This window comes from Clostridium sp. chh4-2 (assembly GCF_002899675.1).
Classification (GTDB): Bacteria; Bacillota; Clostridia; order Lachnospirales; family Lachnospiraceae; genus CHH4-2.
Map to the genome: position 1 here is coordinate 1 of NZ_PKUU01000034.1, position 26,722 is coordinate 26,722.

General features: G+C 42.3%; 25 protein-coding genes. 22 read left to right on the forward strand and 3 right to left on the reverse strand.

Annotated features, from left to right (window positions below):
- The first annotated feature begins 102 nt into the window (after nucleotides 1–102).
- The 22 genes from C0033_RS24700 to C0033_RS24805 all read left to right on the forward strand — a co-directional run bounded on the left by C0033_RS24700 (nucleotide 103) and on the right by C0033_RS24805 (nucleotide 23,758).
- Nucleotides 103–309: a helix-turn-helix transcriptional regulator gene (locus C0033_RS24700; RefSeq protein ID WP_103230520.1), complete on the forward strand. Its 207-nt coding sequence runs from the start codon at nucleotides 103–105 to the stop codon at nucleotides 307–309.
- 230 nt (nucleotides 310–539) lie between these two features.
- Nucleotides 540–1,298, forward strand: a complete 759-nt coding sequence (locus C0033_RS24705) for a CpsB/CapC family capsule biosynthesis tyrosine phosphatase (RefSeq protein ID WP_242984590.1) — start codon at nucleotides 540–542, stop codon at nucleotides 1,296–1,298.
- 392 nt (nucleotides 1,299–1,690) lie between these two features.
- A complete protein-coding gene (locus C0033_RS24710; protein ID WP_103230521.1) occupies nucleotides 1,691–2,461 on the forward strand; it encodes a Wzz/FepE/Etk N-terminal domain-containing protein in 771 nt (256 codons plus the stop codon).
- Complete coding sequence (locus tag C0033_RS24715; RefSeq protein ID WP_103230522.1) at nucleotides 2,451–3,167, forward strand: CpsD/CapB family tyrosine-protein kinase; 717 nt, start codon at nucleotides 2,451–2,453, stop codon at nucleotides 3,165–3,167. Before C0033_RS24710 ends, C0033_RS24715 begins: the two co-directional genes overlap by 11 nt.
- 94 nt (nucleotides 3,168–3,261) lie before the next feature.
- Entirely contained in the window at nucleotides 3,262–4,359 is a 1,098-nt protein-coding gene (locus tag C0033_RS24720) for an LCP family protein (RefSeq protein WP_103230523.1), read from the forward strand.
- 69 nt (nucleotides 4,360–4,428) lie between these two features.
- Complete coding sequence (locus tag C0033_RS24725; RefSeq protein WP_103230524.1) at nucleotides 4,429–5,082, forward strand: hypothetical protein; 654 nt, start codon at nucleotides 4,429–4,431, stop codon at nucleotides 5,080–5,082.
- 335 nt (nucleotides 5,083–5,417) lie between these two features.
- The gene (locus C0033_RS24730) at nucleotides 5,418–7,451 is read left to right on the forward strand and encodes a nucleoside-diphosphate sugar epimerase/dehydratase (protein WP_347501224.1); all 2,034 of its coding nucleotides are present in this window, start codon (nucleotides 5,418–5,420) and stop codon (nucleotides 7,449–7,451) included.
- Between the two features lie 171 nt (nucleotides 7,452–7,622).
- A complete protein-coding gene (locus tag C0033_RS24735; RefSeq protein WP_103230526.1) occupies nucleotides 7,623–8,861 on the forward strand; it encodes an aminotransferase class I/II-fold pyridoxal phosphate-dependent enzyme in 1,239 nt (412 codons plus the stop codon).
- Between the two features lie 479 nt (nucleotides 8,862–9,340).
- A complete protein-coding gene (locus tag C0033_RS24740; protein ID WP_103230527.1) occupies nucleotides 9,341–10,426 on the forward strand; it encodes an ATP-grasp domain-containing protein in 1,086 nt (361 codons plus the stop codon).
- Between the two features lie 33 nt (nucleotides 10,427–10,459).
- A complete protein-coding gene (locus tag C0033_RS24745; protein ID WP_103230528.1) occupies nucleotides 10,460–11,173 on the forward strand; it encodes a sugar transferase in 714 nt (237 codons plus the stop codon).
- Nucleotides 11,174–11,178: 5 nt separating this feature from the next.
- Nucleotides 11,179–11,901: a PIG-L deacetylase family protein gene (locus C0033_RS24750; RefSeq protein WP_103230529.1), complete on the forward strand. Its 723-nt coding sequence runs from the start codon at nucleotides 11,179–11,181 to the stop codon at nucleotides 11,899–11,901.
- A complete protein-coding gene (locus C0033_RS24755) occupies nucleotides 11,898–12,266 on the forward strand; it encodes a sugar transferase (protein WP_103230530.1) in 369 nt (122 codons plus the stop codon). The genes C0033_RS24750 and C0033_RS24755 overlap by 4 nt, the downstream gene beginning before the upstream one ends.
- A gap of 30 nt (nucleotides 12,267–12,296) precedes the next feature.
- A complete protein-coding gene (locus tag C0033_RS24760) occupies nucleotides 12,297–12,938 on the forward strand; it encodes an acetyltransferase (protein WP_103230531.1) in 642 nt (213 codons plus the stop codon).
- A 168-nt stretch (nucleotides 12,939–13,106) separates the two neighbouring features.
- Complete coding sequence (locus C0033_RS24765) at nucleotides 13,107–14,639, forward strand: class I adenylate-forming enzyme family protein (protein WP_103230532.1); 1,533 nt, start codon at nucleotides 13,107–13,109, stop codon at nucleotides 14,637–14,639.
- A 31-nt stretch (nucleotides 14,640–14,670) separates the two neighbouring features.
- Nucleotides 14,671–14,922: an acyl carrier protein gene (locus tag C0033_RS24770; RefSeq protein WP_207656892.1), complete on the forward strand. Its 252-nt coding sequence runs from the start codon at nucleotides 14,671–14,673 to the stop codon at nucleotides 14,920–14,922.
- A gap of 29 nt (nucleotides 14,923–14,951) precedes the next feature.
- Complete coding sequence (locus tag C0033_RS24775; RefSeq protein ID WP_103230534.1) at nucleotides 14,952–16,127, forward strand: Gfo/Idh/MocA family oxidoreductase; 1,176 nt, start codon at nucleotides 14,952–14,954, stop codon at nucleotides 16,125–16,127.
- Nucleotides 16,128–16,154: 27 nt separating this feature from the next.
- Nucleotides 16,155–17,102 (forward strand): aldolase catalytic domain-containing protein, encoded by a 948-nt coding sequence (locus C0033_RS24780; RefSeq protein WP_103230535.1) that lies wholly within the window; start codon nucleotides 16,155–16,157, stop codon nucleotides 17,100–17,102.
- A gap of 277 nt (nucleotides 17,103–17,379) precedes the next feature.
- Entirely contained in the window at nucleotides 17,380–18,477 is a 1,098-nt protein-coding gene (locus C0033_RS24785) for a glycosyltransferase (protein ID WP_103230536.1), read from the forward strand.
- A 223-nt stretch (nucleotides 18,478–18,700) separates the two neighbouring features.
- Nucleotides 18,701–19,879, forward strand: coding sequence for an O-antigen ligase family protein (locus C0033_RS24790; protein ID WP_180994889.1), 1,179 nt, complete (start codon nucleotides 18,701–18,703; stop codon nucleotides 19,877–19,879).
- Nucleotides 19,876–21,018: a polysaccharide pyruvyl transferase family protein gene (locus C0033_RS24795; protein WP_103230538.1), complete on the forward strand. Its 1,143-nt coding sequence runs from the start codon at nucleotides 19,876–19,878 to the stop codon at nucleotides 21,016–21,018. The genes C0033_RS24790 and C0033_RS24795 overlap by 4 nt, the downstream gene beginning before the upstream one ends.
- A 73-nt stretch (nucleotides 21,019–21,091) precedes the next feature.
- Complete coding sequence (locus C0033_RS24800) at nucleotides 21,092–22,273, forward strand: Coenzyme F420 hydrogenase/dehydrogenase, beta subunit C-terminal domain (RefSeq protein WP_103230539.1); 1,182 nt, start codon at nucleotides 21,092–21,094, stop codon at nucleotides 22,271–22,273.
- Between the two features lie 63 nt (nucleotides 22,274–22,336).
- Nucleotides 22,337–23,758 carry an oligosaccharide flippase family protein gene (locus C0033_RS24805; protein WP_103230540.1) on the forward strand — a complete coding sequence of 474 codons (1,422 nt, stop codon included), beginning with the start codon at nucleotides 22,337–22,339 and terminating at the stop codon, nucleotides 23,756–23,758.
- 234 nt (nucleotides 23,759–23,992) lie between these two features.
- Here the strand turns inward: C0033_RS24805 and C0033_RS24810 are convergent, their stop codons facing one another.
- From C0033_RS24810 to C0033_RS24820, 3 genes are all read right to left on the reverse strand, one after another.
- Entirely contained in the window at nucleotides 23,993–24,946 is a 954-nt protein-coding gene (locus C0033_RS24810) for an IS3 family transposase (protein ID WP_146043812.1), read from the reverse strand.
- 4 nt (nucleotides 24,947–24,950) lie between these two features.
- Nucleotides 24,951–25,286, reverse strand: a complete 336-nt coding sequence (locus C0033_RS24815) for a helix-turn-helix domain-containing protein (protein WP_103230542.1) — start codon at nucleotides 25,284–25,286, stop codon at nucleotides 24,951–24,953.
- A gap of 450 nt (nucleotides 25,287–25,736) precedes the next feature.
- On the reverse strand, nucleotides 25,737–26,501 hold the full coding sequence (locus C0033_RS24820; protein WP_103230543.1) for an IclR family transcriptional regulator: 765 nt from the start codon (nucleotides 26,499–26,501) through the stop codon (nucleotides 25,737–25,739).
- Nucleotides 26,502–26,722: the final 221 nt, after the last annotated feature.

Below are 26,722 nucleotides of genomic sequence, written 5' to 3' on the forward strand. Positions count from 1 at the left end.
ACATAATTTAGATTATGTGGTTATTTTTGTGCCGCAGGCCCCGTAATTTTGTGATGGACCGGCCGGGGCAAATGCGGATACAGAAAAATGGGGGTTCAGGGGATGGCAGATTTAAAGAAATGCACGAGTTTCGGGGTAAGGGTCAAAATCGCTCTGATCGAGCGGAACATGTCAAATAAGGAGCTGGCAAAGAAGCTGGGATATTCCAATTCCACTATCAGCGATGTGATCTTTGGAAGGAACTGCAGCAGCAGGACCATGGAACTGATCGCAAAGGAGCTGGGGATCGAAGTGGAAGAACTGGTTTAGAGCCTGCTTCTCTTTTTGCGTGGGAATTTTTAGTTGTTCAGAAGGTCGCTGTTCGGAAGGTCGTTGTTCAGAAGGTCGCGTGTTTCCGGCGCTGAGTGTAAGGAAAAGGAATGGCAGATAAAATGTGTCGCGGTGCACTGTGAGAGGGTTGGCATGGATGATTATACGTGACTGTTCCGTTTGTGTCCGGCCTGGAATATCTGGAACAAAGAGTTTGGAGGGAAAGGAATATGGGAAAACGGAATATGGGAGAAATTATCGATGTCCATTCCCATATCCTGCCCGGCATCGATGACGGGTCGAGGCGTATGTGGGAGACAAGGGAATTACTGAAGCAGGCATATAGCCAGGGAATCCGCGGGGTGATAGCGACTCCGCATTACCACAGAGGAAAGCATTATATGGACCCGGACGGAATTCTGGAACTGGCGGGGAAGGTGCAGGCGGAGGCGGACAGGCTGTTTCCGGATATGAAGATCTATGCGGGGCAGGAGCTTATTTACTATCACGGGATATTTGATGCGGTAGCTGCGGGAAAGACGGTGCCGCTGGCCGGCTCTGACTGCCTGCTGATGGAATTTCAGCCGGACGTGACCTATGAAATCATCTATCTGGCGGTCCGCCAGATGGCACTGATGCGTTACCGGCCGGTGCTGGCTCATATTGAACGCTATCCGTGCCTGAGGGCGCCTGGGAGAATTGAGGAGTTAAAGAAGTCCGGGGCTTATATGCAGATGAATTTCAGCAGCCTGTGCGCGGGAAGCCTGCAGGTGCAGAAGGTGAAGGAAAGCCTTTGGTGCAGGAAGATGGTGCAGGAGGGGAAGATCCAGTTTTTTGGGACGGATATGCACCGGGTGAACTTCCGGCCGCCGGAGATTAAGAAGGCTGTGGAATGGATGAATAGGAAGTGCGGGGAGGAACAGGCGGAGCGGATGATGTATGGGAATCCGATGGGGATTCTGATTGGGGAAATGGCTGGGACGGGTTGATGAAAGCCAGAATACGTAAAGCGGAATATGGGAAGAGAAATATTTGAGATCGGTGAAAACGTTAAAGGGAACGAATCCTACCGGTACTAATTAAAGGGTTTTTCAGGGGAAGGAATGGAAAGGATGCGTTGGAATGAATCACGGAAGAATAAAGACGGCGGGCAGGAATGAAGGTTGGGAACAAAGTATAGAAATGAAGGCTGCGAACAAAGCATAGAGGTGAAGGCTGGAGATAAAGGCACAAAGATACAGGTACAAAGATAAAGACATAAAGACAAAGGCTGGATACCTGAGCTGGAATATAGATTAACTGGTACTGAATACAGAACGTTAGGTAAAGAAACGTTTAAAATACAGAACGATAGAAATTAAGTAAAGGAACTGGATCACTTATGGAAAAGAGATTTGACGAAGGTCAGGATGAGATTGAAATTGATTTACGGGAACTGTTGTTTGAATTCCGGCGGAAGTGGTGGGCGCTTCTGGCGGCGCTTGTGCTGGGCGGAGGTCTTGTGGGCGCTTACAGCTATTTTGTGATAACGCCCCAGTACACGTCCAGTGCCAGCTTATATGTGCTGTCGAAGGAAACCACCCTGACTTCTTTGGCAGACCTGCAGATCGGGAGCCAGCTGACCCAGGATTATAAGGTAATGATCAACAGCCGCCCGGTACTTCAGAGTGTGATCAGCAAAATGAACCTGGACATGAATTATAAGGAACTGCGTGAGAAAATCAACATCGATAATCCGAACAATACACGAATCCTCACCATCTCGGTACAAGATCCGGACCCTTATCTGGCAAAGGAGATCGTGGACAATGTTTCCGCAGAAGCTTCTGATTACATTGGGGAGATCATGGAAATGGTTCCGCCGAAACTGATTGAGGACGGCGTGGTGGCACTGGAAAAGACCAGCCCCAGCGTGAAGAAGAATGCGGCGATCGGCGGCCTGGCGGCCCTGTTTCTGGTGTGTGCGGCCATTACGCTGAGCGTGGTGCTGAATGATACGGTGAAGACCGAAGACGATATCAGGAAATATCTGGAGCTTCCTGTGCTGGCAGTGATCCCATCCAAGGAATCCGTCAGCGACAGTGGGGAGGTCCAGGGACAGAAGAAGAGAAAAACTTCAAGAAGAAAGGCAGGTAGTTCCAATGGAAAATAAAATCCGTCTCTCCCAGTATGAGGTGGCAGATTATAACTATGTGGAAGCGATCAAGACACTGCGGACCAATCTCCAGTTTTCCGGAAGCAATATCAAAGTTATCATGTTTACCAGTTCGATCCCCAATGAAGGGAAGAGTGAAACGTCCTTCCAGCTGGCAGCGTCATTGGCACAGCTTGGAAAAAATGTGCTGCTGATTGATGCGGACATCCGGAAATCGGTGACCGTGTCCAGATACCAGTTAGATAAGGAAGTTAACGGTTTGTCCCAGTACCTGAGCAGCCAGGTATCCAAGGAAGAAGCAATCTATGAGACCAATGTCAATGGACTGGAAGTAATGTTTGCAGGCCCGTATTCCCCGAATCCGGCAGAGCTTTTGGAAGAGGACATGTTCACAAAGCTGATCAAATGGGCCCGGGAATCTTACGATTACGTGGTGATTGATACGCCTCCGATGGGGAACCTGATCGATGGAGCGATTGTTGCACGTCAATGTGATGGGGCCGTACTGGTGATCGAGAGCGGCGCCATCAGCTTCCGTCTGCTTCAGAAGGTGAAAGCCCAGCTGGAGAAGAGCGGCTGCCGTATCTTGGGAACGGTGCTGAATAAGGTGACGGTGGACCACAGCGGGTATTACCGGTATTACGGGAAATATGGAAGATATGGGAAGTATGGGAAGCAGTATGAATATGTGAAGGAAACTTGAAAAGGATAAATGTACCTGTGCAGATCAGGTATAAAATGAAAAGCCCGGGAGAAATAAACGTGAATAAGCCGATATAAAAGGGAAAAGAAACAGCATGAGAATAGAAAACGGCCATGAGAAAACGAAAAGACAGAAGAAACATAGGATCACCTTAATCGTGATAGCGGCTGTGGCAGCAATTGGGCTACTGTACTGGTTTGGGAGCTTCAGCTACCGATCCTATCAGGTCAGCAGAGAGGCAAAACAAAAGCTGTTGGCACATCAGGAACAAAGTGAGGTTGGAGGGGCTGATACGGCACTGGCGGGAGAAGAAGGCCGGGATAACAGAAACGGGGAGATCCGTTACCAGGGAAAAAACTACCGGAGGAATACGGCGATGCGTGCCATCCTCTTAATCGGCGTGGATACCAAGGGAAAGATGGAATTCCATACGGTATCCGGCCAGGGAGGGCAGGCGGATGGAGTGTTCCTGGTTGCCCAGGACGCGGCCAGGGACCGGGTAAAGATCCTGATGATCCCAAGGGACAGCATGACGGAGATCACGTTGTTTGACCTGTCCGGCAATGAGTTGGGAAAGGACGTCCAGCATTTAACACTGGCTTATGCTTACGGGGACGGAAAAGAGAAAAGCTGTGAACTGATGACAGAGGCGGTTTCCAATTTACTTGGGAACTTAAAGATAGATGGGTATGCGGCAGTCAATATCAGCGCAATCCCGATTTTGAATGATGCGGTGGGAGGAGTAACCGTGACAGTCCGGGATGAAGGATTGGAAAAGCGGGATCCGGCGTTAAAGATGGGGGAAACGGTTACCCTTTGTGGAACCCAGGCGGAGACCTTTATCCGATACCGTGACATTACAAAATCCCAGACGGCAATCGGCCGTATGGAGAGACAGAAACAGTATATGCAGGGATATATGCAGGCGACAAAAGCGGCGGCAGCGAAGGACGACCGCCTGATTCCGGATCTGATGAACCAGTTACAGAGCTATATGGTGACAAATATGGCGAAGGATCAATACCTGGATATGGCGTTATCGGTGCTGAACAGCCAGGACAGCCTTGGGGACGGGGATATTTTAACGGTTCCGGGAGAGGCGGTGGAGACGGATCTGTATGATGAATACCATGTGGATCGGGAGGCATTGATGCCTATGGTGCTGGACCTGTTTTATGTGGAAAAGCACTAAGATGAGGGCAATAATCAGCAAACCAGCTGTTTATTGATAAAAAAGAAAAGAAAGGATAGGTGATGTAACATGAAAAAGAGATGGATCGGTATTCTTCTGACAGCAGCCCTGGTGGCAGCCCAGCCGGCAAGCGCATTTGCGGCCCAGAGCCCAAGTACGAATGTCAGCATTAGCGGAAGCGACAGTAACGGTTACTATGATGATTCCAAGTCCGGCAGTACAACAACTGGGAACAGTGCGGCAGCCAACACGAACACAGTCAGCACAGCCGGAACTACATCGGCAAACTCAGTGTCCGTAGAAGGTGCATCCGCATCAGGAACTGCAACGGTCGGGGATACCCAGGTAGGCTTTGCAACCGGAGCAGCTGCAACGGCAGGACTTCCGGAACAGACCGTAGCGGTGATCAATGCGATCAATGCAGGGAACACGTTGGCAGATGTGGTTAAGGATGTGGATCTGAGCGGATATTCCGCACTGACATCCGTGCAGGCGATTGTTACAAAGGATGTTAACACGAACCAGGCAAAAACTGGTGAAGTAACAGTATCTTTGTACGTGCCAAACCTGATTCAGGGTCTGAACAATGTTCAGGTGCTGTTCTATGACAATTCGACAGGATTGTGGAAGCTGATTAATCCGGCCAATGTGGATGCTGCAAACAAGAAGATTACTGTGAATATCAGTGGATCAGGATCATTCAGCGTTGTTTATAAGAAGTAATTCTGGAGTGAAGCAGATAAGAACCGGAATGTAAGCAAGAAATAGTTTGAAGAGGCCAGAGGAGGAGACAGTGAAATAGCCCCCTCTGGCTGATATAGAAGTATATGGAGTTGAATCCTTTTATGAGATTTTTGTTGGTTGCCCCAATAAAAGATATAAAAATCTGATAAGAAGGTTTAACTTGATTTTTTAGGGGGGAGAGGCTAAAAGCGATGAATGCGGATGAAAGAAAAGAAAATGATTTAAAAGCAGCCGCGGAAAACAGCAGGAAAGCTCCTGGAAAAAAGGGAGTGGAGCATTGGAAAATAATTGCATGTTATTTGTTTATCTTTGATGTGGCCGCAGTAAATGCATCATATTTTCTTGGACTATGGTTACGATTTGATTTACATTTTTCAAGTATTCCACGAGTGTATTTATATGCATTCCTTAAATTTGCACCGTTTTATACGGTGTTCACGGTCGCAGTGTTTTTCGCATTTCGTTTGTATAACAGTATATGGAGATTTGCAAGTTTTAATGAATTAAACCGTATATTGTGGGCATCAGTTTTGGCTACATTGTTTCAAATTGCGGGCATTACGGTATTTGTGCGGAGAATGCCGGTTTCCTATTATATTTTCGGTGCAATTGCACAATTCTGCCTGGTTACTGCCGTGAGATTTGCTTATCGCTATATTACGCTGCTGAGGTCACGGAGGGAAAGAAATCTTCAAGGGATACATAATGCAATGGTGATTGGCGCCGGTTCTGCGGGACAGATAATTCTAAAGGAATTGAAAAATTCTAAAGAATCAACTGCAAGACCGATGTGTGTCATAGATGACAACTCAAACAAATGGGGAAGAATGATGGAGGGCATCCCGATTGTGGGGGGCAGGGAGAGCATTCTGGAAGCGGTGAGGAAATATAATATTGATCAGATTATGTTTGCTATCCCGACAGCTTCCGCAGAAGCAAAAAGGGAGATTCTGAACATCTGCAAGGAGGCGAATTGCGACCTGACGAGTGTTCCGGGAATCTATCAGCTTGCCAATGGGGAAGTGTCTCTAAGCAAAATGAGACCTGTCGATTTAGAAGATTTGCTTGGCAGGGAGACTATTAAAGTCAACATGGAAGAAATCTTTCAGCAATTAAGAGGAAAGTCAATTCTGGTAACCGGGGGAGGCGGGTCTATTGGCAGTGAGCTTTGCAGACAGATTGCCCGGCACGAACCCAAGCAGCTTATTATTTTCGACATTTATGAGAATAATGCCTATGATATAGAACAGGAACTGAAAAGAAATTATCCGGATTTGAATTTAGTGGTATTGATCGGGTCAGTCAGGGACAGCAGGAGAATTAACTGGGTATTTGAACATTATAAACCGGATATCGTGTACCATGCAGCCGCCCATAAACATGTGCCGCTGATGGAAACAAGCCCGAATGAAGCAATTAAAAACAATGTTGTGGGCACCTATAAGACTGCATATGCCGCATTGAAATATGGAACAAAACGATTTGTTCTCATTAGTACGGATAAAGCAGTTAATCCTACAAATATTATGGGAGCCAGCAAGCGGCTTTGTGAGATGGTGATTCAAAGCATGGATGCCATTAGCAGGGAAGGCAGAATGGATTTACTTCCTTTCCTCCATGCACATATGGATAAAACGATAGACGGCCAGGCGGTATTTGATCCGGTGGATCACATGTCGGTAGAGGGAACAGGAAAAGAAGAAAAAAGTATCCAGATTGAGAGCGTGAAAAACAGGGAACGGAAAAGGACACAGTTTGTTGCAGTACGTTTTGGCAATGTGTTGGGAAGCAATGGTTCGGTTGTTCCTTTGTTTAGAAAACAGATTGAAGCGGGCGGGCCGGTTACAGTCACCCATCCGGATATCATCCGTTATTTTATGACGATACCTGAGGCGGTCAGCTTGGTACTGCAGGCAGGGACATATGCCCGGGGTGGGGAAATCTTTGTCTTTGATATGGGTGAACCGGTCAAAATCGATACATTGGCGAGAAATCTGATCAAGTTGTCCGGTTATAAACCTGATGTGGATATTAAAATCGAATATACGGGGCTACGGCCAGGTGAAAAGCTTTTTGAGGAAAAACTTATGCTTGAGGAAGGTATGAAGAAAACAGATAACAAGCTGATTCATATTGGCAAGCCAATACCATTTGATACAGAGGTATTTCTCAAACAGTTAGAAGAATTGGCACAGGCAAGTTATGGAAACTCTGAAAATATAGTTGAAATGGTTGCGCAGATTGTGACAACGTTTCATCCATCGGGAGCGAGAATGTTAGAAAACAGAACAGAGGAGGGTGGCAGGTTTTATATGAGGGAGGCATCCAATACATCACTTGGAATATGAATTCGGTTGCACACCGACGTTTCAGTAAAGTTTTAATCGAACCACTTACGGTGATGTAAACATTACGGCATTTTAGAAAACATATTGATTAACAACAGTGCAGCATCCACACATATTTATAGGAAGCAACTGTGGTTCAAATTTAGGATATATCAGGGAGAGGAACAGACAATGATCACGAAAGAGTTTACAGCGTTTCAAAATAAAGTATGGCTCAGTTCACCCACTATGCACGGGGATGAAATGAAATATATGACAGAAGCTTTTGAGACGAACTGGATGTCCACAGTCGGCAAAAACATTAAAGAAGTGGAACAGATTACAGCAGAAAAAATCGGTCGTAAATATGCAGTGGCTCTCTCTTGCGGAACAGCTGCGCTACATCTTGCCATGAAGCTGGTAGGCATCAAACAGGGCGATAAAGTATTCTGTTCTGATATGACGTTTGCTGCAACTGTTAATCCGGTTGTGTATGAGGGCGGCGTTCCTGTGTTTATTGATACAGAGTACGACACCTGGAATATGGATCCCGTTGCACTGGAAAAGGCATTTGAAATCTATCCCGATGTGAAAGTCGTGGTGGTGGCGCACCTCTATGGTACACCCGGTAAGATTGATGAGATCGGAGCAATCTGTGATAAATATGGTGCTGTGATCGTCGAGGACGCTGCGGAATCCTTCGGTGCTACATATAAAGGAAGACAGACCGGAACGTTCGGAAAATACAGTATAATTTCGTTCAATGGAAATAAAGTGATTACTGGATCGTCCGGTGGAATACTGCTGACGGATGATTTAGAAACAGCTAATAAAGTGCGCAAGTGGTCCACACAGAGCCGTGAGAATGCACCTTGGTATCAGCACGAGGAACTTGGCTACAACTACCGCATGAGTAATGTAATTGCAGGTGTCGTCCGTGGCCAATTGCCGTATTTGGAAGAACATATTGCTCAGAAAAAAGCAATCTACGAGCGGTATTGTGAGGGCTTCAAAGGTCTGCCGGTTAAGATGAATCCGCTGAACAAAGATGGAGTTGCCAATTACTGGCTAAGTTGTTTGATTATCGATGAGGATGCGATGTGTAAGCAGGCAAGGTCAGAGAACGAAGCCTTGTATATTGGAGAACACGGTAAGTCTTGCCCGACAGAGATTTTGGAGACGCTTGCAAAGTACAATGCGGAAGGGCGTCCGATTTGGAAGCCGATGCACATGCAGCCGATCTATCGGATGAATGGGTTTGTTACTAGGGAGGGTAATGGGCGCGGGAAGACGGATGCATATATAACTGGAAAAGGTCTTGATATAGGCATGGACATCTTTGAAAGAGGAGTATGTCTGCCATCGGATAATAAGATGACCGTCGAAGAACAGGAGAAGGCTATTGAGATTGTTAGGGGGTGTTTTGAGTGATGATGAGAAATAACTGGACAAACAATTTTGATCAACCGATTTACGAGGACAGAGAATATAAGGTTTTTAAGTTTCTTTCAACAAACACGAAGTTGTTTTATCAGAACTTAGAACCCCTCATGCTAAAAAAGGGTTCAGTTTCAGACTGAGCGATTGAAGTGATATACTGTGTACTATCTTACGGTCTCAAATGAGATTGTGGGGGCGTGAGTTGTATCACATGGAGGGAGGGCATTACTCCTTTGCTACGAAAGATGATATTGTTATTGGTCTATATTTTATTTGTGAAAGATACCGAGGAGAGGGAGATGCGAGGCTAATATAGTGGAAATTACCAGAAGGATAGTGCTGGCAGGTAAAGATCAAGGTGGATGCTATATCAACAAATATAGAAAGCAACCATGCGCACTAGTCGATGGTGATGATAGAATTTGCAAATTACATAAATTTAAAGATGCGAGTTTAAAGAAGGGGGTTCTATGAGAGATATAACGATTTTGATGTCGGCTTGCGGTTCTCCAACGATGCCAGGAGGATTATCGTGCTTCAGAAATAATGGAGAGCGATTAATAAGAGTCATTGGTGTTGACATGGTAGATGAACCGACGGCAAGACACATGCTTGATGGTTTTTATAAAGTGCCACCTGTGACAAGTCCTGATTATTTCGACATTATCCTAAATATATGCAAGAAGGAAAATGTGGATATTTATTTTCCAAATATTTCAGCCGAAGTTGGAGCAATGAAGATATATAAAGATAAATTTGAGACCATTGGTGTAAAGGTTTCCATTTCAAATTTGGATTCCATTGAAATTGGGAACGATAAGTTGCGCACGTATCAGACACTCCAAAAGGCAGGTATAGCTGTTCCTGAATTTTACGCTGTGAACTGTGTTGCGGATTTTGCCGAAGGTTGTAAAGTGCTAGGCTTTCCTGACAAGGCGGTATGTTTGAAAATTGTTAGCGGAAGCGGTAGCCGTGGTGTACGGATTATCGATAATAAGAAGTCAAGATATGATATTTTTGCGAATAGTAAGCCGAATACCTTTTTTACCTCATACGAGGACATGTTGCGTGTTTTGAACAGTGTGGAGACCATTGCTCCCATGATGTTAATGCCGTATCTGCCGGGCAATGAATATACCGTGGATTTGTTGGCTGAAAACGGAAAAGTGCTTTACATGGTTGGAAGAGATAATGTCAAGAGCTTGATGAGTATTGCTCAGGAAAGCATCTTGTTAAAGGATGATATCGCATATGATGTTGCTGAAAAACTGATAGCTCTTTTGAAGTACGATGGCAATATGGGCATTGACTTTATGAAGGATGAACAGGGAATTCCTGTTATTACGGATATTAACCCGCGTATTACAGCAACAATTGCACTTCCAGCTGCCGGTGGACTCAACTTGCCATATTTTAGAATAAAGCAGTTATTAGGTGAGAAATTGCCACCTGTAGATATTAGGTATGGTACAAAGATAAAACGGTATTACCTTGAAACCTTCTGTGACAAAGAAGGTAATCCGGTTAAGTACACTTGTACTGGAAGTCATACATAGTTAGATGCCGTTTTGACGTGAAAAGGAGAAGTAATGAGTACTACTAAAACAACGGTTAAGCCTCGGGTTAGTTTTTACACGCGCTTTGTGAAAAGATTTTTTGATATTTTTCTCTGTACATTGGCCTTGGTTGCACTGAGTCCGTTGCTTCTTTTCGTGAGTGTATTAGAGCTTATTTGTCATGGTAGACCCATTTTTTATGTTACCAAAAGACCAGGTCTAAACGGGAAGATCATAAAATTATTTAAATTTAGGAGTATGACAAACAAGAAGGGAGAAGATGGTCTTTTATTGCCGGAAGAGCAAAGGCTGACCAGATTTGGTTATTACCTCAGAAAATTATCGATAGATGAATTGCCGGAGTTGATTTCTATCATCAAGGGCGATATGAGCATTATTGGACCCAGACCGTTGTTGGTTGAATATTTGGATTTATATTCACCGCGCCACATGATGCGTCATGCTGTAAGACCGGGCTTAGCTTGTCCAAAGGTATTTAAAAAGGGTGAGCCACATGTGCATACAGGAACATGGCGAGAGCAGTTTGAGTCGGATATTTATTATGTAGAGCATGTAAGTTTTCTTTATGATTTAAAAGTCTTTTTAGCAGTAATACAAGAAATTTTTGCCCACGACGAATATAGAGCAGCAGATACAAGAGTACCTTTCGATGGCACTAACCTAGATGAGACAAGAAGTAAAAATGAAGTGGAGAATGCAGTTCGATACAATAGCGTAGCGAGGTAAAGCGTATGAATATATTAGTTTTTGCACCACACCCGGATGATGAGATTTTGGGCGTTGGTGGAACAATGGCAAGAGAAGTTGCAGCAGGAAATAAGGTATATGTTTGTATTATCACCAGAGGGAAAGCCCCTTTATATATTGAGGACGAGGAGACAAAAAAACTACCTCATAGTTTATATTATGAAATTAAAGCTGCACACGAGGCAATTGGTGTCACAAAGACCTTTTATCTGCAACACCCTGTAGTGATGTTAGAAACGGTGCCTCGTTACGAATTGAATAAAAGTATCGTGGATGTAATCAACGAGGTACATCCCGACACAGTTTATATACCGCATTTCGGCGATATGCAGAAAGATCATGAAGTAGCTGCCGAGGCGGTTATGGTGGCGGTTCGTCCAAGAGGCAAGCACATGGTTCGGGTTGTGTATGCGTATGAGACACTATCTGAAACGGAGTGGAACATTCCACACAGCAAAAATGCGTTTATACCAAATACCTTTGTGGAAATAAGCGATTATCTCGGAAAGAAGTTAGGCGCAATGGGATGTTTCAAGTCTCAGCTTAGTGACTTCCCGAACCCACGGTCTTTGGAGGCCGTGGAAAGCTTGGCCAAACTACGAGGTTCTACTGCAGGATTTAAAGCTGCAGAGGCATTTGCATTGGTGAGAGAATATAGAGATCTGAGTCGGTGGGGACTTCCTAACCCAAAACATCAGGAAAATTGACGGCAGTAGCTTGCACTCCTACCTCTTTTGTACGGATTGTGCTTGCTATCCCACTTCTTATCATAGACTTGCCTGTATTGATAGATGTTGGTTCTCCTGTGTTGTTCAAGCAGAAGAGGATAGCATTTAATAACAAGGAATTTTCGCTACTAAAGTTCTGCTCTATGAATAACAAATGTGGTGAGAATGGTGTTTGCCTTCCGGATGGCGAGCGTATTACGAAACTTGGCAATTTCCTGAGGAGGAGTTCCAGTGATGAATTTCCAAGTCTTCTGAGTATCAAAAAAGGAATGAAAATAGAGAACCAGACAGTACCTGAGAAATTGGCAGAGAACTTCTGGGAGCAGTTTTATAAGAATAGATAACTAGGAAAAATAGACAATTAGGAGTATGAAATGAAAAAAATAATTATTGTAGGAGCGGGTGGCTTTGGCCGTGAGCTTTTACAGTGGATTAAGGACATCAATGAAGAAAAACCTACATGGGAAATTTCCGGTTTTATCGATGATAATACCAGTGCCCTAGATGGCGTGGAGATTGATTATCCGATTATCGGAACAATTGAGGATTGGCAGCCGAAAGAGGATGAAGAGTTTGCTCTTGCATTAGGCTCTCCTGAATTGAAGAGAAAGATTGTAAGCGATTTTAAAGCGAAAGGTGCAAAATTCGCCACTGTGATTCATCCTACGGCAATTCTAACCCCTTTCAGTAAATATGGTGAAGGACTGATCATGTTTCCTTATTCAAAGCTTTCAGTCAATTCAGAGGTTGGTGATTTCGTGACCATTCTTGCCACACCGATTGGACATGACACTTATGTGGGGGATTATACGGTAATTAGCGGTGGTTGTAACATTGTCAGAAACGTGCATATCGGTAACGATGTATTCTTGGCGGCCGGTGTCTGTATCGCACAGGATGTAAAAATCGGTGACGGTGCCTACCTTGGACTTGGTGCCGTGATTTTGAGGGATGTTGATCCGGGAGCGACCATGTTCGGAAATCCGGCAAGGGTATTGCCGCAGAAATCGAATTAGTTGATAGTAGAAAAAAGCAGAAAAAAGCAGAAACATAGCTGTGAATAAGAAGTGTATAATCAGTCACTCATACACACGGTCTTTGTGTAGCTGGCTGTAAAAATAAAGAATCAATACAAAGAAAAATACAAACCTAACCGATGAAAGAATTATGTGGGAGGTATATTAATGAGAAGTAAACTGGCAGAAGCCTTTTATAAGAATGCCGCAAAGATGCCGGAAAAGATGGCGATTTGGTGCGATGGTGAATCTATGACATATGCAGAGATGGCAAACCTTGTGAGCCGCTATTCCAATCTTCTTCTGAAGAATGGCGTAGTATATGGTGATCATATTGCCATTCCTATGAACAACAGCATAGAGTCGGTGGCACTGCTCTTTTCCGCAGCAGATCTTGGAGTATGCCTTGTGCCGCTGAATCCTACGCTTCCTCTGGAGGCAATTGTTTCGGCTATGCGTTCAGGTGATATGAAGCATCTGATTGCAAGAAAAGCCTTTTTTGTAGAATGCGACAAGAAGGGCGGCATTCAGGTGGAAGGTGTATCCGTTTGCCTGGATGGTGAATATGGGGACACGGTTCCCTTTGCGCAGATTGAAACAATGCCGGATAGCCGTCCCGCCTGTGAGAAAATCACAGGTGACGAGAGCCTCATCCTGACTATGACATCTGGATCTACGGGTAAGCCGAAGCCGATTGATATTAGCCAGAACAATAAGTACGACCGGGCGATGGCGCATATCCGTGTGTACGGAATTACAAAGGATGACCGTATCCTTGCCGCCACGCCACTTTACCATTCTTTGGCAGAGCGCCTGGTGATTTTGCCGATGGTTCTAGGTGCTACATCCATTTTGTTGCCTCGATTTACACCGGCTCTTTGGCTGAACTGTGCCAAGGAGCAGAAGGCTACATTTACCATTGCTGTGTCTGCACAACTGGCACAGATTCTGGATGCGCTTTCCAAGCCGGATGCTCCTTCCATTGATAATTTTCACTGCATCGTATCCTCTTCGGCTCTGCTCGAGGAGAGTGTGAAGTATAAATTGATTGAGAAACTCAACTGTGAGTTCCACGAGATGTATGGAACATCCGAGACATCAACAATCACCAATATTTGCTTCCAGAAGACTGCGAACAAGCAGAAGTCCGTGGGACTTCCTTTTGATGAGGCATCTGTCCGTATCTGGGATGAGGATGATGCGAGGGACTGCATACCGGGAGTGGTAGGAGAGATTCTTTGCAAGTCCACATTGGCCTGCAAGGGATATTATAAGCAGGAGGCTCTGTTTGCGGCTTCTATCTATGACGGATATTTCAGAACTGGAGATCTTGGTTACATGGATGAGGACGGTTATTTGTACTTTGCTGGCCGTAAGAAGGAACTCATCATCACAGGTGCGGTTAATGTTTATCCGAACGATATTGACGAGATAGTCCGCCGTATTCCTGAGATCGAGGAGTGCGCCGCATTCCCATATCCGGATGACAAGCTGGGTGAAATCGTTGCATTGGCTATTGTGCCAAAGGAGCAGGAAGAGGTCAGAATCAGAAGTGTAAAAGCATACTGCGCAAGACATTTAGCCGATTTCCAACAGCCTCACAAAATTTTTATCGTGGACGCCCTGCCGAAGAATGCATTAGGTAAGCTCCTGCGAATGAATATCCTTGAGCATATCGGTGCTTTAGGTTTGGATAACTGATAGCATTTCAAATACTGAGAATTGAAATCAAATGATAGGAGCATACGAGCTGATGAGAGAATTTATTATTGACTATTTACAAAGAGAATACACCCTTCCTGATGGGATTGAGTTGGACACTTTTAACTACATTGAATCCGGCTATGTGGATTCTTTTGGGCTGATTCAGTTTATTGCAACCATTGAAGATGAGTATAACATTGAATTTACAGATGAGGATTTGCAGAACCCCGAATTGAAAACCGTTGGTGGTCTTATCAAAATCATGGAATCAAAACAGTAAATAGTTCAGGAGAGTAAAGGAGGCGAGATATGGAAGGAGAGATTTGTATCGGCATGACAGGTGCTGGAAGAGCAACAGAATTACATATGAATGCGCTGCTGCGGTTTAGTGAATTTCCGGTGCGTTATAAGAGAATCATCGCAAGGCGTGAAGAACAGGTAGAGGCGATGAGAAAACGTTATGGCTTTGAAATCAGCTCTACAGATTTTGAAGACCTTTTGAATGATGAAGAGATTGATGTGATTGACATCTGCACGCCGCCGTATGTGCATGAGGAAATGATTGAAAAAGCACTGAAGGCGGGTAAGCATGTTATCTGCGAGAAGCCGCTGACCGGTTATTTCGGTATGCCGGGGGATGTTGCACCAATTGGGGATATGGTTTCCAAAGCGTTTATGTATGAGAATATTCTGAAATCCCTGGAACGTCTGCGTACCATTGTGAACGAATCTGGAAAGAAATTTATGTATGCCGAGAACTTTATTTACGCTCCAGCGATTGTAAAAGCAGCAGAGATTATCAAGGCGAAAAAGAGCAGGATACTATTTGCCAAAGGTGAAGAGAGCCTAAAGGGTTCAAGTTCTCCAGTTGCAGGTGAGTGGTGCAAAACAGGCGGCGGCACATTTATCCGTACCGGTGCACATCCGTTGAGTGCGATCCTTTGGCTGAAGCAGCAGGAAGCAGAGGCTTTCGGCAAGAAAATCCGGGTTACTTCTGTCCTTGCAGATATGGGGCGTGTGACGCCTACTCTAACCGATTACGAACACAGACACATTGCCGCTAGACCGCGAGATGTTGAAGATTTAGGGACTGTTATACTTACATTTTCGGACAAATCCAAGGCAGTTATTATGGCCAATGATACACTTCTTGGTGGCAGTAAAAATTATGTAGAGCTTTATTGCAATGATACTGCCATCAACTGTACCCTGACGATGGCGGATATGATGGAGACATATTTTCTGGATGAGCATGGATTGGATGATGTTTATATTTCCGAAATGTTGCCCAGCAAGACAGGATGGAATAAACCTTTCCTTATGGATGAGATTATGCGTGGCTACACGGACGAGATTAAGGATTTTATGGAATGCATCCAGTACGATCGTGAACCGAAATCCGGTTTTGATATGGCATATCTTACTGCAAAGGTCATTTATGCGGCATATATGTCCGCTGAGGTGGGACATATTGTTGAACTGTAAATACTTAAATTTAGAGAGGAACACGATATGAGAAACATTGACGGGATTCGCCTTATAGATGCGACCCTCCGAGATGGAGGGATTGTAAACGATTTCTATTTCACGGATGAATGCGCTCGGGCAATCTACGAAGCAAATGTCGCGACGGGCATTGACTATATGGAGTTTGGATATCGGGCAGATAAGAAGATGTTCGATGTAAACGAATTTGGAAAGTGGAAGTTTACGACAGATGAGGATATACGTTCTATCGTAGACGAAAACAATACACGGATGAAAATCTCAATTATGTGTGATGTGGGACGCTGTGACTATAAGAACGACTTTCATAAAAAGAACGAAAGCCCCGTGGATTTAATTCGTGTGGCAACCTATATTGACACAATCTCCGAGTGTATTGAAATGATCGAGTTTGCAGTAAAGCAGGGGTATGAGGCTACCTGTAACCTGATGGCGGTCTCCAAGTGCAGCACTTCACAGTTGGTTAAGGCACTAGATATGCTTGCCGCTTCTCCTGCAATGGGTGTGTATGTGGTAGACAGTTATGGCGCACTTTATCCCGAGCAGATAAGACGTCTGACTACATTGTTTTACGATATGCTGACTCCCGCTGGGAAACTCGTGGGTATTCACGCTCATAACAACCAGCAGTGTGGCTTTGCCAACACGCTGGAGGCATACAACAATGGGGCAAAACTTCTGGATGCCACAGCCTATGGCATGGGTCGAGGCGCTGGCAATGCCCATATGGAGGCATTGGTAGGTTATTTCAATGGCAGGAAGTACCATATAGGGCCACTGCTTGATTTAGTTGAGAAACATATGCTTGACCTTAATAAGCAGACGGTCTGGGGGTATAACACATCTTATATGCTCACTGGGCTTACGGATAACCACCCGAGAAGTGCAATTGCTGCGACCAAGAAGAAGGAAGTCAACTTCAGAGAGCAGTTTGATGCGCTGGAGTATAAGTAAACAGTGTGTATAAATAAGAGGACAGAAAGAAATAGGAAGTATATTTAAAATGGATGCAACGATAAGAAAAAGATGCCCAATGATTGATATATGTAAGTTCTTTTTTTAGACGGATGTTGTTACGGAGGATGAAACTGTTGTAGGCATTCGGATGATTCTGCTTTCCGAGATTTGGAAAGCGGAGAGTGTAATGATGGGGAAACAAGAACTGTTGGAGACATGATATCTTCTTAATGTGAGTGTGTAAATTCAAGAAGGAAAGGGGTGGAGGAAGTATATGAGAATTTTAGTATATGGAATGGTAGGTTCTCAAAGAGGCGGAATTGAATCCTTTCTCTTAAACATGAACGCATATATGAGTAAAGAAACGATATTCGATTATGTGATTGAAGAAGACCATTGTATTCATGAGAAAGAAATACGAGCACGTGGTGGTAATATTTATTATATAATGGCTCGTGCCAAAAATCCAATCAAAAACATTTCTGACAATAAGAAGCTTCTGAAAAAATTGAGGGGAACAACGGATGCAATATATTTCAATTTATCGTCGTTAAGTTGGATTGAACCGATTAGATTGGCTTTATCAGAAAAATACAGGGTGTATGTACATGCACACAATTCACAGTTTATTTCACAAAATTCAACATTAGCTTATCGAATTGTGAACTATATCAATAAATATCGACTTGGAAATTATCAGATTCAACGATTGACATGCTCAAAACCCTGTTCGGAATTTCTTTATCGAACTTGTGATAAAGTGCAAATGATTTATAATGCGGTTGATATGGAGCGATTTATCTACAATGAAGAAAAAAGGGTATACTATCGAAAACTTCTTAATGCTGATGAGAATGTTGCTTTGTTGGGATTTGTTGGAAGAATCCAGGGTGAAAAAAATCCGAGCTATCTTCTGAAAATAATAAAGGCTATCTCCAAACAGGGAGAGAAGGTTAAAATGATTATTGTTGGTGAAGGTGATTTGAAGAAAGCACTTGAGGAGGAAGTTGATAAAGAACATTTGCAAGAATGTGTCGAGTTTCTTGGGAAAAGAGATGATGTCAATTGTTTAATGCAAGCCATGGATGTTCTCCTTCTTCCATCTTTTCATGAGGGACTTCCTTATGTTGTTGTCGAAGCTCAGGCAGCAGGTTTAAGATGTTTGGTGTCAGAAAATGTAACAAGAGAGGTTGATTATACTGGTACTGTCCATTTTTTAAAATTAGAGCCAAATGCAGAAAACTGGACAGAAGCGTTTGCGGAGAAACACAGCACAGATTATGACAGATTAGCTATATCTAAGATGGCAGCGGAATCGAATTTTAATATAAATGTTGAGGCACACAGATTGGAACAGATATTACGGAATTAGGTTAAGTACCAAAGCTGAATTCTGTTGTGTCCCTAAGGTCGGTGGTAGAGTATACCGATGGATATATCTTAAAGATTTTGACCTGGGTTTGATACATATGAGGGGGCATCTGGGAGAAGCTAAAGTATAGCTGCCTGACTTGCCAATAAATTGTAGGGTAGCACCGAAATATTAGATGAATATTTTTGTGAGATGGGAGTTTGGAATGCTTGGAGGAATACGAATGAGAAAATCCTTGACATATAAAATAACAGTTATTGAGCTTATGATTGCCATAGGATTGCTGTCTTTTTTCAGACCGCCAATTTTTGAAAAATATAGCATAACAAATTTACTATTCAATCTGATGCTTGTTGCGTCATTTACATATGTCTCTCTTTTTTCGTTTGCTTCCATAAAAATTCAAAAAAACAGAGGCAAATTCACTTTCCTGTCGATTGCCTTTTATACAATCATGTGCTATTCAACCATTTGGAACGGTGCATCGCTCACACGAATGCTAATGTATGTAGGTATTGGCATTCTGACAGTTTTGTTTGTAAACCACATTGCCAGATATGAGTTGGATTTTACATGTGCTTTTGTTAGAAAGATGTTTCTAATCTTTTTGATTATTAATATACTCAGCATGGTCTTCTTCACGGGTGGAATAACGACGACTGGGCGCAGTATGGCGCCGGTTTGGTTTCTTGGGCAAAGTACGAGATTTGCATATTTTTATGTACCCTGTGTGTTGCTCTGCTTTATAGAGGATGTAAAAGTGTATGGAAAGATTCAGAAAAGAACGATTATACCTTACTGTATATGTGTCATTACGTTGATTATAAAGTGGGCAGTAGGAGCGACATTGGCGATGCTGCTCTTTATCCCATTCTTCTTTTTTAATCGTATTAAAAAAATATTTAATAATATTGTGTATTTTGTGATACAAGTGGTGGGATTTTTTGGTCTTACGTTTTTTTCTGTTCAGGAGTACTTTGCTGTATTGATTGAGAATTATTTGCATAAGGATATGACTTTAAGCTCCAGAACTTTGATTTGGAGGTATGCAATCGAGGCAATTGAAAGCAGTCCGTGGTGGGGGTGCGGTATTTTTGATAATACAGCAATGCAAAATATGTTGGGCTTTGTTCATTGCCATAATCATTTACTCCAGGTGATGTTGACTACTGGATACATTGGATTTGTAATTTTTTTACTGATGATCTGTGTGGTGTATTTGTTGCTTGCCAGAGAGAAGGATTTTTTTCCGGCCAAGGTGATTGCTTTTGCAGTATTTGTAATGGGGATTATGCTCTTAGTGGATACGATAGATGGAGTTAGAAATTATTATCTTTTTGTATTAGCTTTTGGTGCTAATATAGGAGCGATAAGAAGAACTATGGAGGGATATAAGGCATGAAGGTTGGGCTAATAACGTTACAGAATTCATATAGTTACGGTGCAAGTCTGCAAGCACTTGCAACATACGAGGTGTATAAGCGGTTGGGATGTGATGTAACATTTGTGAATTATGTGAATTGTCATGAGCAAAATCAAAATCATCTGATATCAAGGCGTTCGGATATAAGCCCGATAAAAAATATTATATACACTATCGAAAATATTTTTATGGGGCAGTTAAGGAATCGGAAGAGAGCATTTGATGATTTCCATGAAACCCTTGTTAAGACAAGACCCTATACGAATATAAATGAAATGTCAGAATTAGAGTATGATGTGATGGTATCTGGGAGTGATCAGTTGTGGAATCCTGCTATTTTTGGAGAAATCGATACAGCATATTTTTTAAATTTTGGCCATGCGGGACTTAGGATGGCATATGCGGCCAGTTGTGGAAGCCATGTCTACAGTGAAGAAGAGTGGGGAAAGATTTTGCCTTTATTGGAAAGATATGATGCTATAAGTACACGGGAAGACTTTTTGCGTGGGCAATTGCAGAAAAGATTTCCAGAGAAGAGAATCATGAAGGTTCTGGATCCAACATTACTCCTTTCAAAAGATGAATGGATAAGTGAATTTGGTAAAGTTGGTTGCTCAGCATCCAACCTGCGAGAGCATTATATTCTAGTGTATATGATAAATGTTCCATATAAGGAATATAAAAGGCGGTATGCACACATTGTTAAATACTGCAAGGAAAAACTTGGCTTAAAGGCTTATGCAATTTCCTTTAATTCGATGTTTATATTTTATGGTTGTGACAGAAATATTACGTGTGCAACTCCATATGATCTCATACAGTTGATAAACAATGCAGATTTGGTTATAACCAGTTCGTTTCATGGGGTGGCATTTTCTATTAATTTGAATACAAAATTCATTGCGCTGCAAACAAGCAATCCTAAAAGAGTTGAGGAGTTGCTGGACGTTACCGGTCTGTTAAATAGGCTAGTGGACAAGTTTGATGCACGTCAATGCAAGGAATTATTGGAAAACATTGATTTTACTTTTGCAAATTTAAGCTTGAAAAGAAAAAGACATGGGAGTTTGCAGTGGATAATGGATCAGATTTCCACTAAAGCAAATATGACAATATGATGACTTTTAGGATTGCTGAATCTCTCTTTGGGATATTGCTGAAGTAAGAGCGACGAAAGAGGAGCATAAGAAGATGAATATTATGGATGACGTTTCGGAACATTGTATTGGCTGTGGTGCTTGCGCATGCAGTTGCCCAAAACAAGCAATAAATATGGTTTTTAAAGATGGTTTTTTATATCCGACAGTTGATAAGAATAAATGTGTTGAATGTGGCATCTGCTTGAAGGAATGTCCGGCTGTGAATAGAAATGAGTGTTATGAAATATCTGAAGCATATGTTGCCGTCACGAAGAATGACAAAGTATATGAGTCTAGCACATCGGGGGGAGTCTTTGCAGAAATTGCCATTTATTTTCTCCGGAAGTATAGTGCTGTGATATGCGGTGCGGCATGGACTAGCGACTATATGGTGGAACATATTCTGATTGACAAGGAGGAAGAACTTAATAAAATTCAAGGCTCGAAATATGTCCAAAGTAGAACAGACAAGGTGTTTCCTGAAATTAAGGAACTGTTAAAATTCGGAAAGCATGTCTTGTTTTCTGGAACACCATGCCAGATAGCCGCTCTAAAAGATTTTTTAAAGGAAAGCTATTGCAACCTGTTATGCGTTGATATAGTTTGCCACGGAGTTCCAAGCCCTCAAATGCTGCAGAACCATATTAAAAAATTGACAAAGTCAGAAGGGGGTTATAATGTTACGTTTAGAACCAAAGACAAGTATGACAGATATGGCTTTAATTTGGTTTTGTCACAGGGGACGAAAGAAAAAATGTTAATTTCCGGCAATATAGATCCCTATTTTCGCCTTTTCATTAATAATTACATCTTTAGAGAGGCGTGCTACTCCTGTAAATATGCTTGTTCTATGCGTATCGGTGATATTACTATAGGGGACTGTGGAAATTCAGAAATATACATAGAGCGATTACCTTATCGTACATTGTCAACGGTTTATCCCATTACTGATAGAGGGAAAAAAGTTTGGGAGGAGATAAAGGTTAGTTTTGATTTCCTAACAGTTAACAAAGATATAGAGATTGCAGCGAATAGCCAATTGACAAGGCCATCGGTTAGGCCCAAAGAACGTGATTTTATTTATTCAAGTAATGAAGACATTAGTTTACTTGCACAAAGGTGTTTGGGTAAGGTAACTAACAGAATTAAAATGAAAGAGCGGGTAAAGAGAATCATACCGGAGAAAAAGAGAAAGAGATTGGTTCGCACGTTAAAGCGTGTCATAGGAAAATAAATGTTTAATCTGTTTTTTGAAAGATTATGCATTCGGCTAGTGGGATGTAGGGGTTGAAATATTATGGCAAGTAGTGAAAAAACAAAGTATCTGATGAAAAACACAGGCATATTGACCGTAACGAATTTTTCTTCCAAAATTCTGATATTTCTTTTGGTGCCGTTATATACGAGCGTATTGTCTACGGAAGATTATGGGATATATGAACTTGTAATTGCAACGATTCATCTTCTGTTTCCGGTATTGACATTGAATATCTGCGATGCAACTATGCGCTTTGCAATGGACAAAGGGGAAGATAAGGAAAGTATAGTAAGCTGTTCTTTCAAAATTATTGTATGCGGTTCTGCTGTCATGGGGTTGTTACTCCTTGGAAACCATTATCTGGGACTTTGGCGGGACATATTAAACTATGAGATATTTATATTTTTATATTATGTGTCCTATGTATTTAACCAGTTTACTGTTCAACTTGCAAAAGGATTAGAAAAAGTTAAGCAGATGGGAATTGCCGGGGTAGTTGGAACTATTGCAACGATTGTCTTTAATGTTCTTTTTTTATTAGTGTTTGATTTTGAGCTGCCCGGTTTTTTTCTTGCCTACACTATTGGACAAATGATTCCAACAATCTATTTAGCAATAGTAACGCGGGTCTGGAAAAACATCTCGTTTACGGTAAGCAAAGAAACTCAGCATAAAATGGTTGTGTATGCTGTGCCGTTAATCGCCACCTATTTAGGATGGTGGGTGAATAGTGGTTCAGATAAGTATGTGGTTGCGTTAATTTGCGGTGTGGCATCCAGTGGATTGCTTTCTGTTGCATATAAGATTCCTCAAATAATAAATACTTTACATCAAATATTTATTCAGGCATGGCAGTTATCAGCGATAAAAGAAATGGATAGCAAGGATTCAGACAAGTTCTATCAGAAAACTTTTATTTATCTGAATGCTATTATGTGCGGAGTATGCAGTTTGCTGATTCTTGGGAACAGAATGATAGCCCATTTTCTGTTTGCCAAAGGCTTTTTTGAAGCGTGGCAATATGTTCCCTTTCTATTAGTTAGCAGCGTCATTAACTCTTCCGCAGGACATATTGGTGCTATACTAATAGCTAAGAAAGATTCCAAATCATTAGGAAAGTCTGCGTTAATCGGTGCCGTATGTAATATTGTGCTGAATGTATTTCTGGTTTATTTGATTGGAATTCAAGGGGCAACAATTGCTACTGTGATTTCAAGCGTAATTATATATGTATCAAGAAGACGATCTATAGGGGAGGTAATTATCTCAGTAGAATATCCTTATGTAATATTTTCGTGGTTGATACTTTTTGCTGAAGCAATAATAGATATATACTTTGGATCGTATTTATTCACAGGAATTTGTGTAATTGGTATCATAATAGTATATAGGAAAAGTTTTGTTGTACTATGTAAGAAGTGTATTGTATTTGCTTTGGAATTTTTAAAGCATCCACAATAAAACGAGACCATCTATATAACTGTGTATTGTCGTAGCGTGGTATGTATCCAGTTCCGTTTTTCGACATTTTATGACTTGTTTTTAGTTATGTTAGCATGACAATTTTTTCAAAATACGACGTTTGCCTATATGAATAGTATTGCCATCTTCCGGCAAGTACGAATATTCATAGTATCAGAAATTTACATATAATTTATTAAAGAAACAGAAAAACCATTAATACGATGTAATTTGTCAGGATATGACGGATATTCTGCCCATCAAGAAATATGGCACAGAGTCTGCTATGACAGATTTATGAGAGTTTACTATGTTGGAGCCGGGCATGCTTGAACCGTTCCCCGTCAAGTAGACAATTGAAAGAATATTAAGTTTTTTTGCCAGCGGGGAATTCCACTGGCAGTTTTTATGCTGCTTGTAAATATAGTTCGTGTTTTTTTCTATAGGCGCAAATACTCCAAGATTTCTTTGCAGTCTTTGCTTATTATAATACTCTATATAATTCTCTATCATTTCAACAATAGCTTCCCTGCTGGTAAACCGTTTTCCATAGTACCATTCACGCTTGATGATTCCCCACAACCCTTCCATTGGACCATTATCGATGCATTTTGCCACTTTGGACATGCTTTGTGTCATTCCGGTTGCTTCAAGCTTAGCACGAAAAACTCGGTTCGTATATTGGAATCCCCTGTCACTATGAAAAATCAGATGTGCATTGGGACTCGCTTCTAATGCTGCATCGAAGGTGTCAAATACCAGGGCATTGTTGTTATGGTCACGAATGACATAGGATACAATCCTTCTGTCATATAAATCCAGTATGGCACTCATAGAAATCTTGTGTTTTTCAATTCCCGCATAATAATGGAACTCGGTTACATCTGTTAGCCACTTCTTATTGGGGGTACCGGCGATGAATTCACGGTTGAGGATATTTTTAGCTATATACTGCGGATTGGCAGACTGCCTCGTACATCCGTTATTCGCATATTTAATCGTTGATTTAATATTTAACTTACGGCACAGGCGCAGCACTCTTTTATCATTTACATCCATTCCGTGATAACGTTCCAGCTCGTCCCTGATACGGCGGTACCCCTTGTCGGGGGAAGAGGCATGGATCCGCTCAATCTTTTCCGCGATTTTCTTATTCCTGCGTTCATTTTCCGGAATCTCCCTGTTCAGCTATTTATAGTATGCAGCCCTTGAAACACCTCCAAGACTGCAAAATGCACTGACAGGATAAAGATGCCTCCATTTCAGCATGTTCTTTTTCTGCCCTTAAAATTTTCACTTCGGCACGAAATTTCACCAGTTCACTCATCTCATCGGGGGCCTTTCGTTTCCCACGCTTGTCCCTTAAAGCATCCACTCTACCGGCCCTATATTTGATGGTATAATTCCATGCCTGTTGATAAGACACCTTATATTTTACAGATGCCTGCGTATAATTGCAGTCATTTGCAATACAATCCTGTACGATCTCTACTCTTTCTTCAAAAGTAGTTTTCTTTCCCTTGGTCATGATGATATGCCCTCCTGCTACAGAAGATTTCAGTTCCTCATGACCATTATACTTCTTTATCTACTTTTGTAGCTTACTTTTTGAACGGATGCCATACTTTTTGTAGATATCAATCTGAGAGCCTTTGTCCGACAGATAATCCAAAATCGCCTGCATTTTAAAATCAGCAGGATAACTTTTATAACAAACCATCAAGAAAGCGTCTTCGCCCATACTTTCATAATTAGTAATCCATTGTTGAACGGAAGTTTATGATATGCCAAACTCATTTGCAAGTATCCGCTGACTTGTCAGACCATCCAGATACCTTTTTACTGCAACTATCTTATCTTGTGCGGATATATTTCTTTTAGACATAAAATATGCCCCCTTCCAAGTAGCAAGTTTGTATTATTTTACTTGTCTACCTAGAAGGGAGCATATCACTTACTAATTAAAAAGCCACCCAATCTAAATATAATTCACAAACCCCAAATCCCCAGAAATCCTCTTCACCAACTCCATAAGCCGAAGCATCCATTCCGCCTGTACCTTCCTGTCGCTAAGCCTTTGCGAATGCAGACTGACCACATAAACCACATTCTTAGAAAAATTAAACACCGGAGCTGCGATAGCCGGCAGCCCATCTAAATCCTCACTGCTTTCCGCATACCCCTGCAACGCAATCTGCTTCATCTCATGCCTGAGCGCAGCATCTTCCCTGAATGAATTCGCATAGAGCATATTTCGCCCTTGCTGCCACAGCGCGGCGTTTGCCAAAAAAGTTTTTTGAATAATCTGCCCTTCTGATAAAATCTCACCCTCGTGCATAGCCGGCCCATGAGCCTGTCCCATGCAGATCCGATCCACAATCATGTATTCCTGATCCAATTCTTTAGTCACTAAAATAGTTCCCTCAAAATTTTCCAGCAGTTCGGAAACATATTTGCGCACAATTGCCCGTATATCCAGCTTTTCATACAGTGCGCTGGCAATGCTCAGGATCTTTAAGCCCAGCGAATATTTGCCGGAAGCATCATCCTGTTCCACAAATTCTTTTTCCATCAAAGAGGTCAACATGCGGTATACAGTTGTCTTATTCATTCCAACCTGGCTGCTGATATCAATTAATCCCATTCCATTGGGCTCTTTACTTAACTCTTCTAAAATTGTAAGCGCTTTGCTGACAGAAGCGACTTTATCTTCAAATCTATTGGCCACCTTTTTCACCTGCATTTATTCCATAATATCTTTAATCATACCCTAGACGCTTTATTATTGCAACTGCTAAATAGGAGGCGGACAGACTCCAGAGTATCAGTTCTGCCTTCCGATACCTGCGCCTGCTCCGGCAGTTTCCATGGGTGTTCCTATTCCGGTTTCGGGCATAAGCGATTCTGAATGTGCAGGATTTTTCTAAAAACCAAGGAAAATGTCCAAACTCGTTATACTCAAAC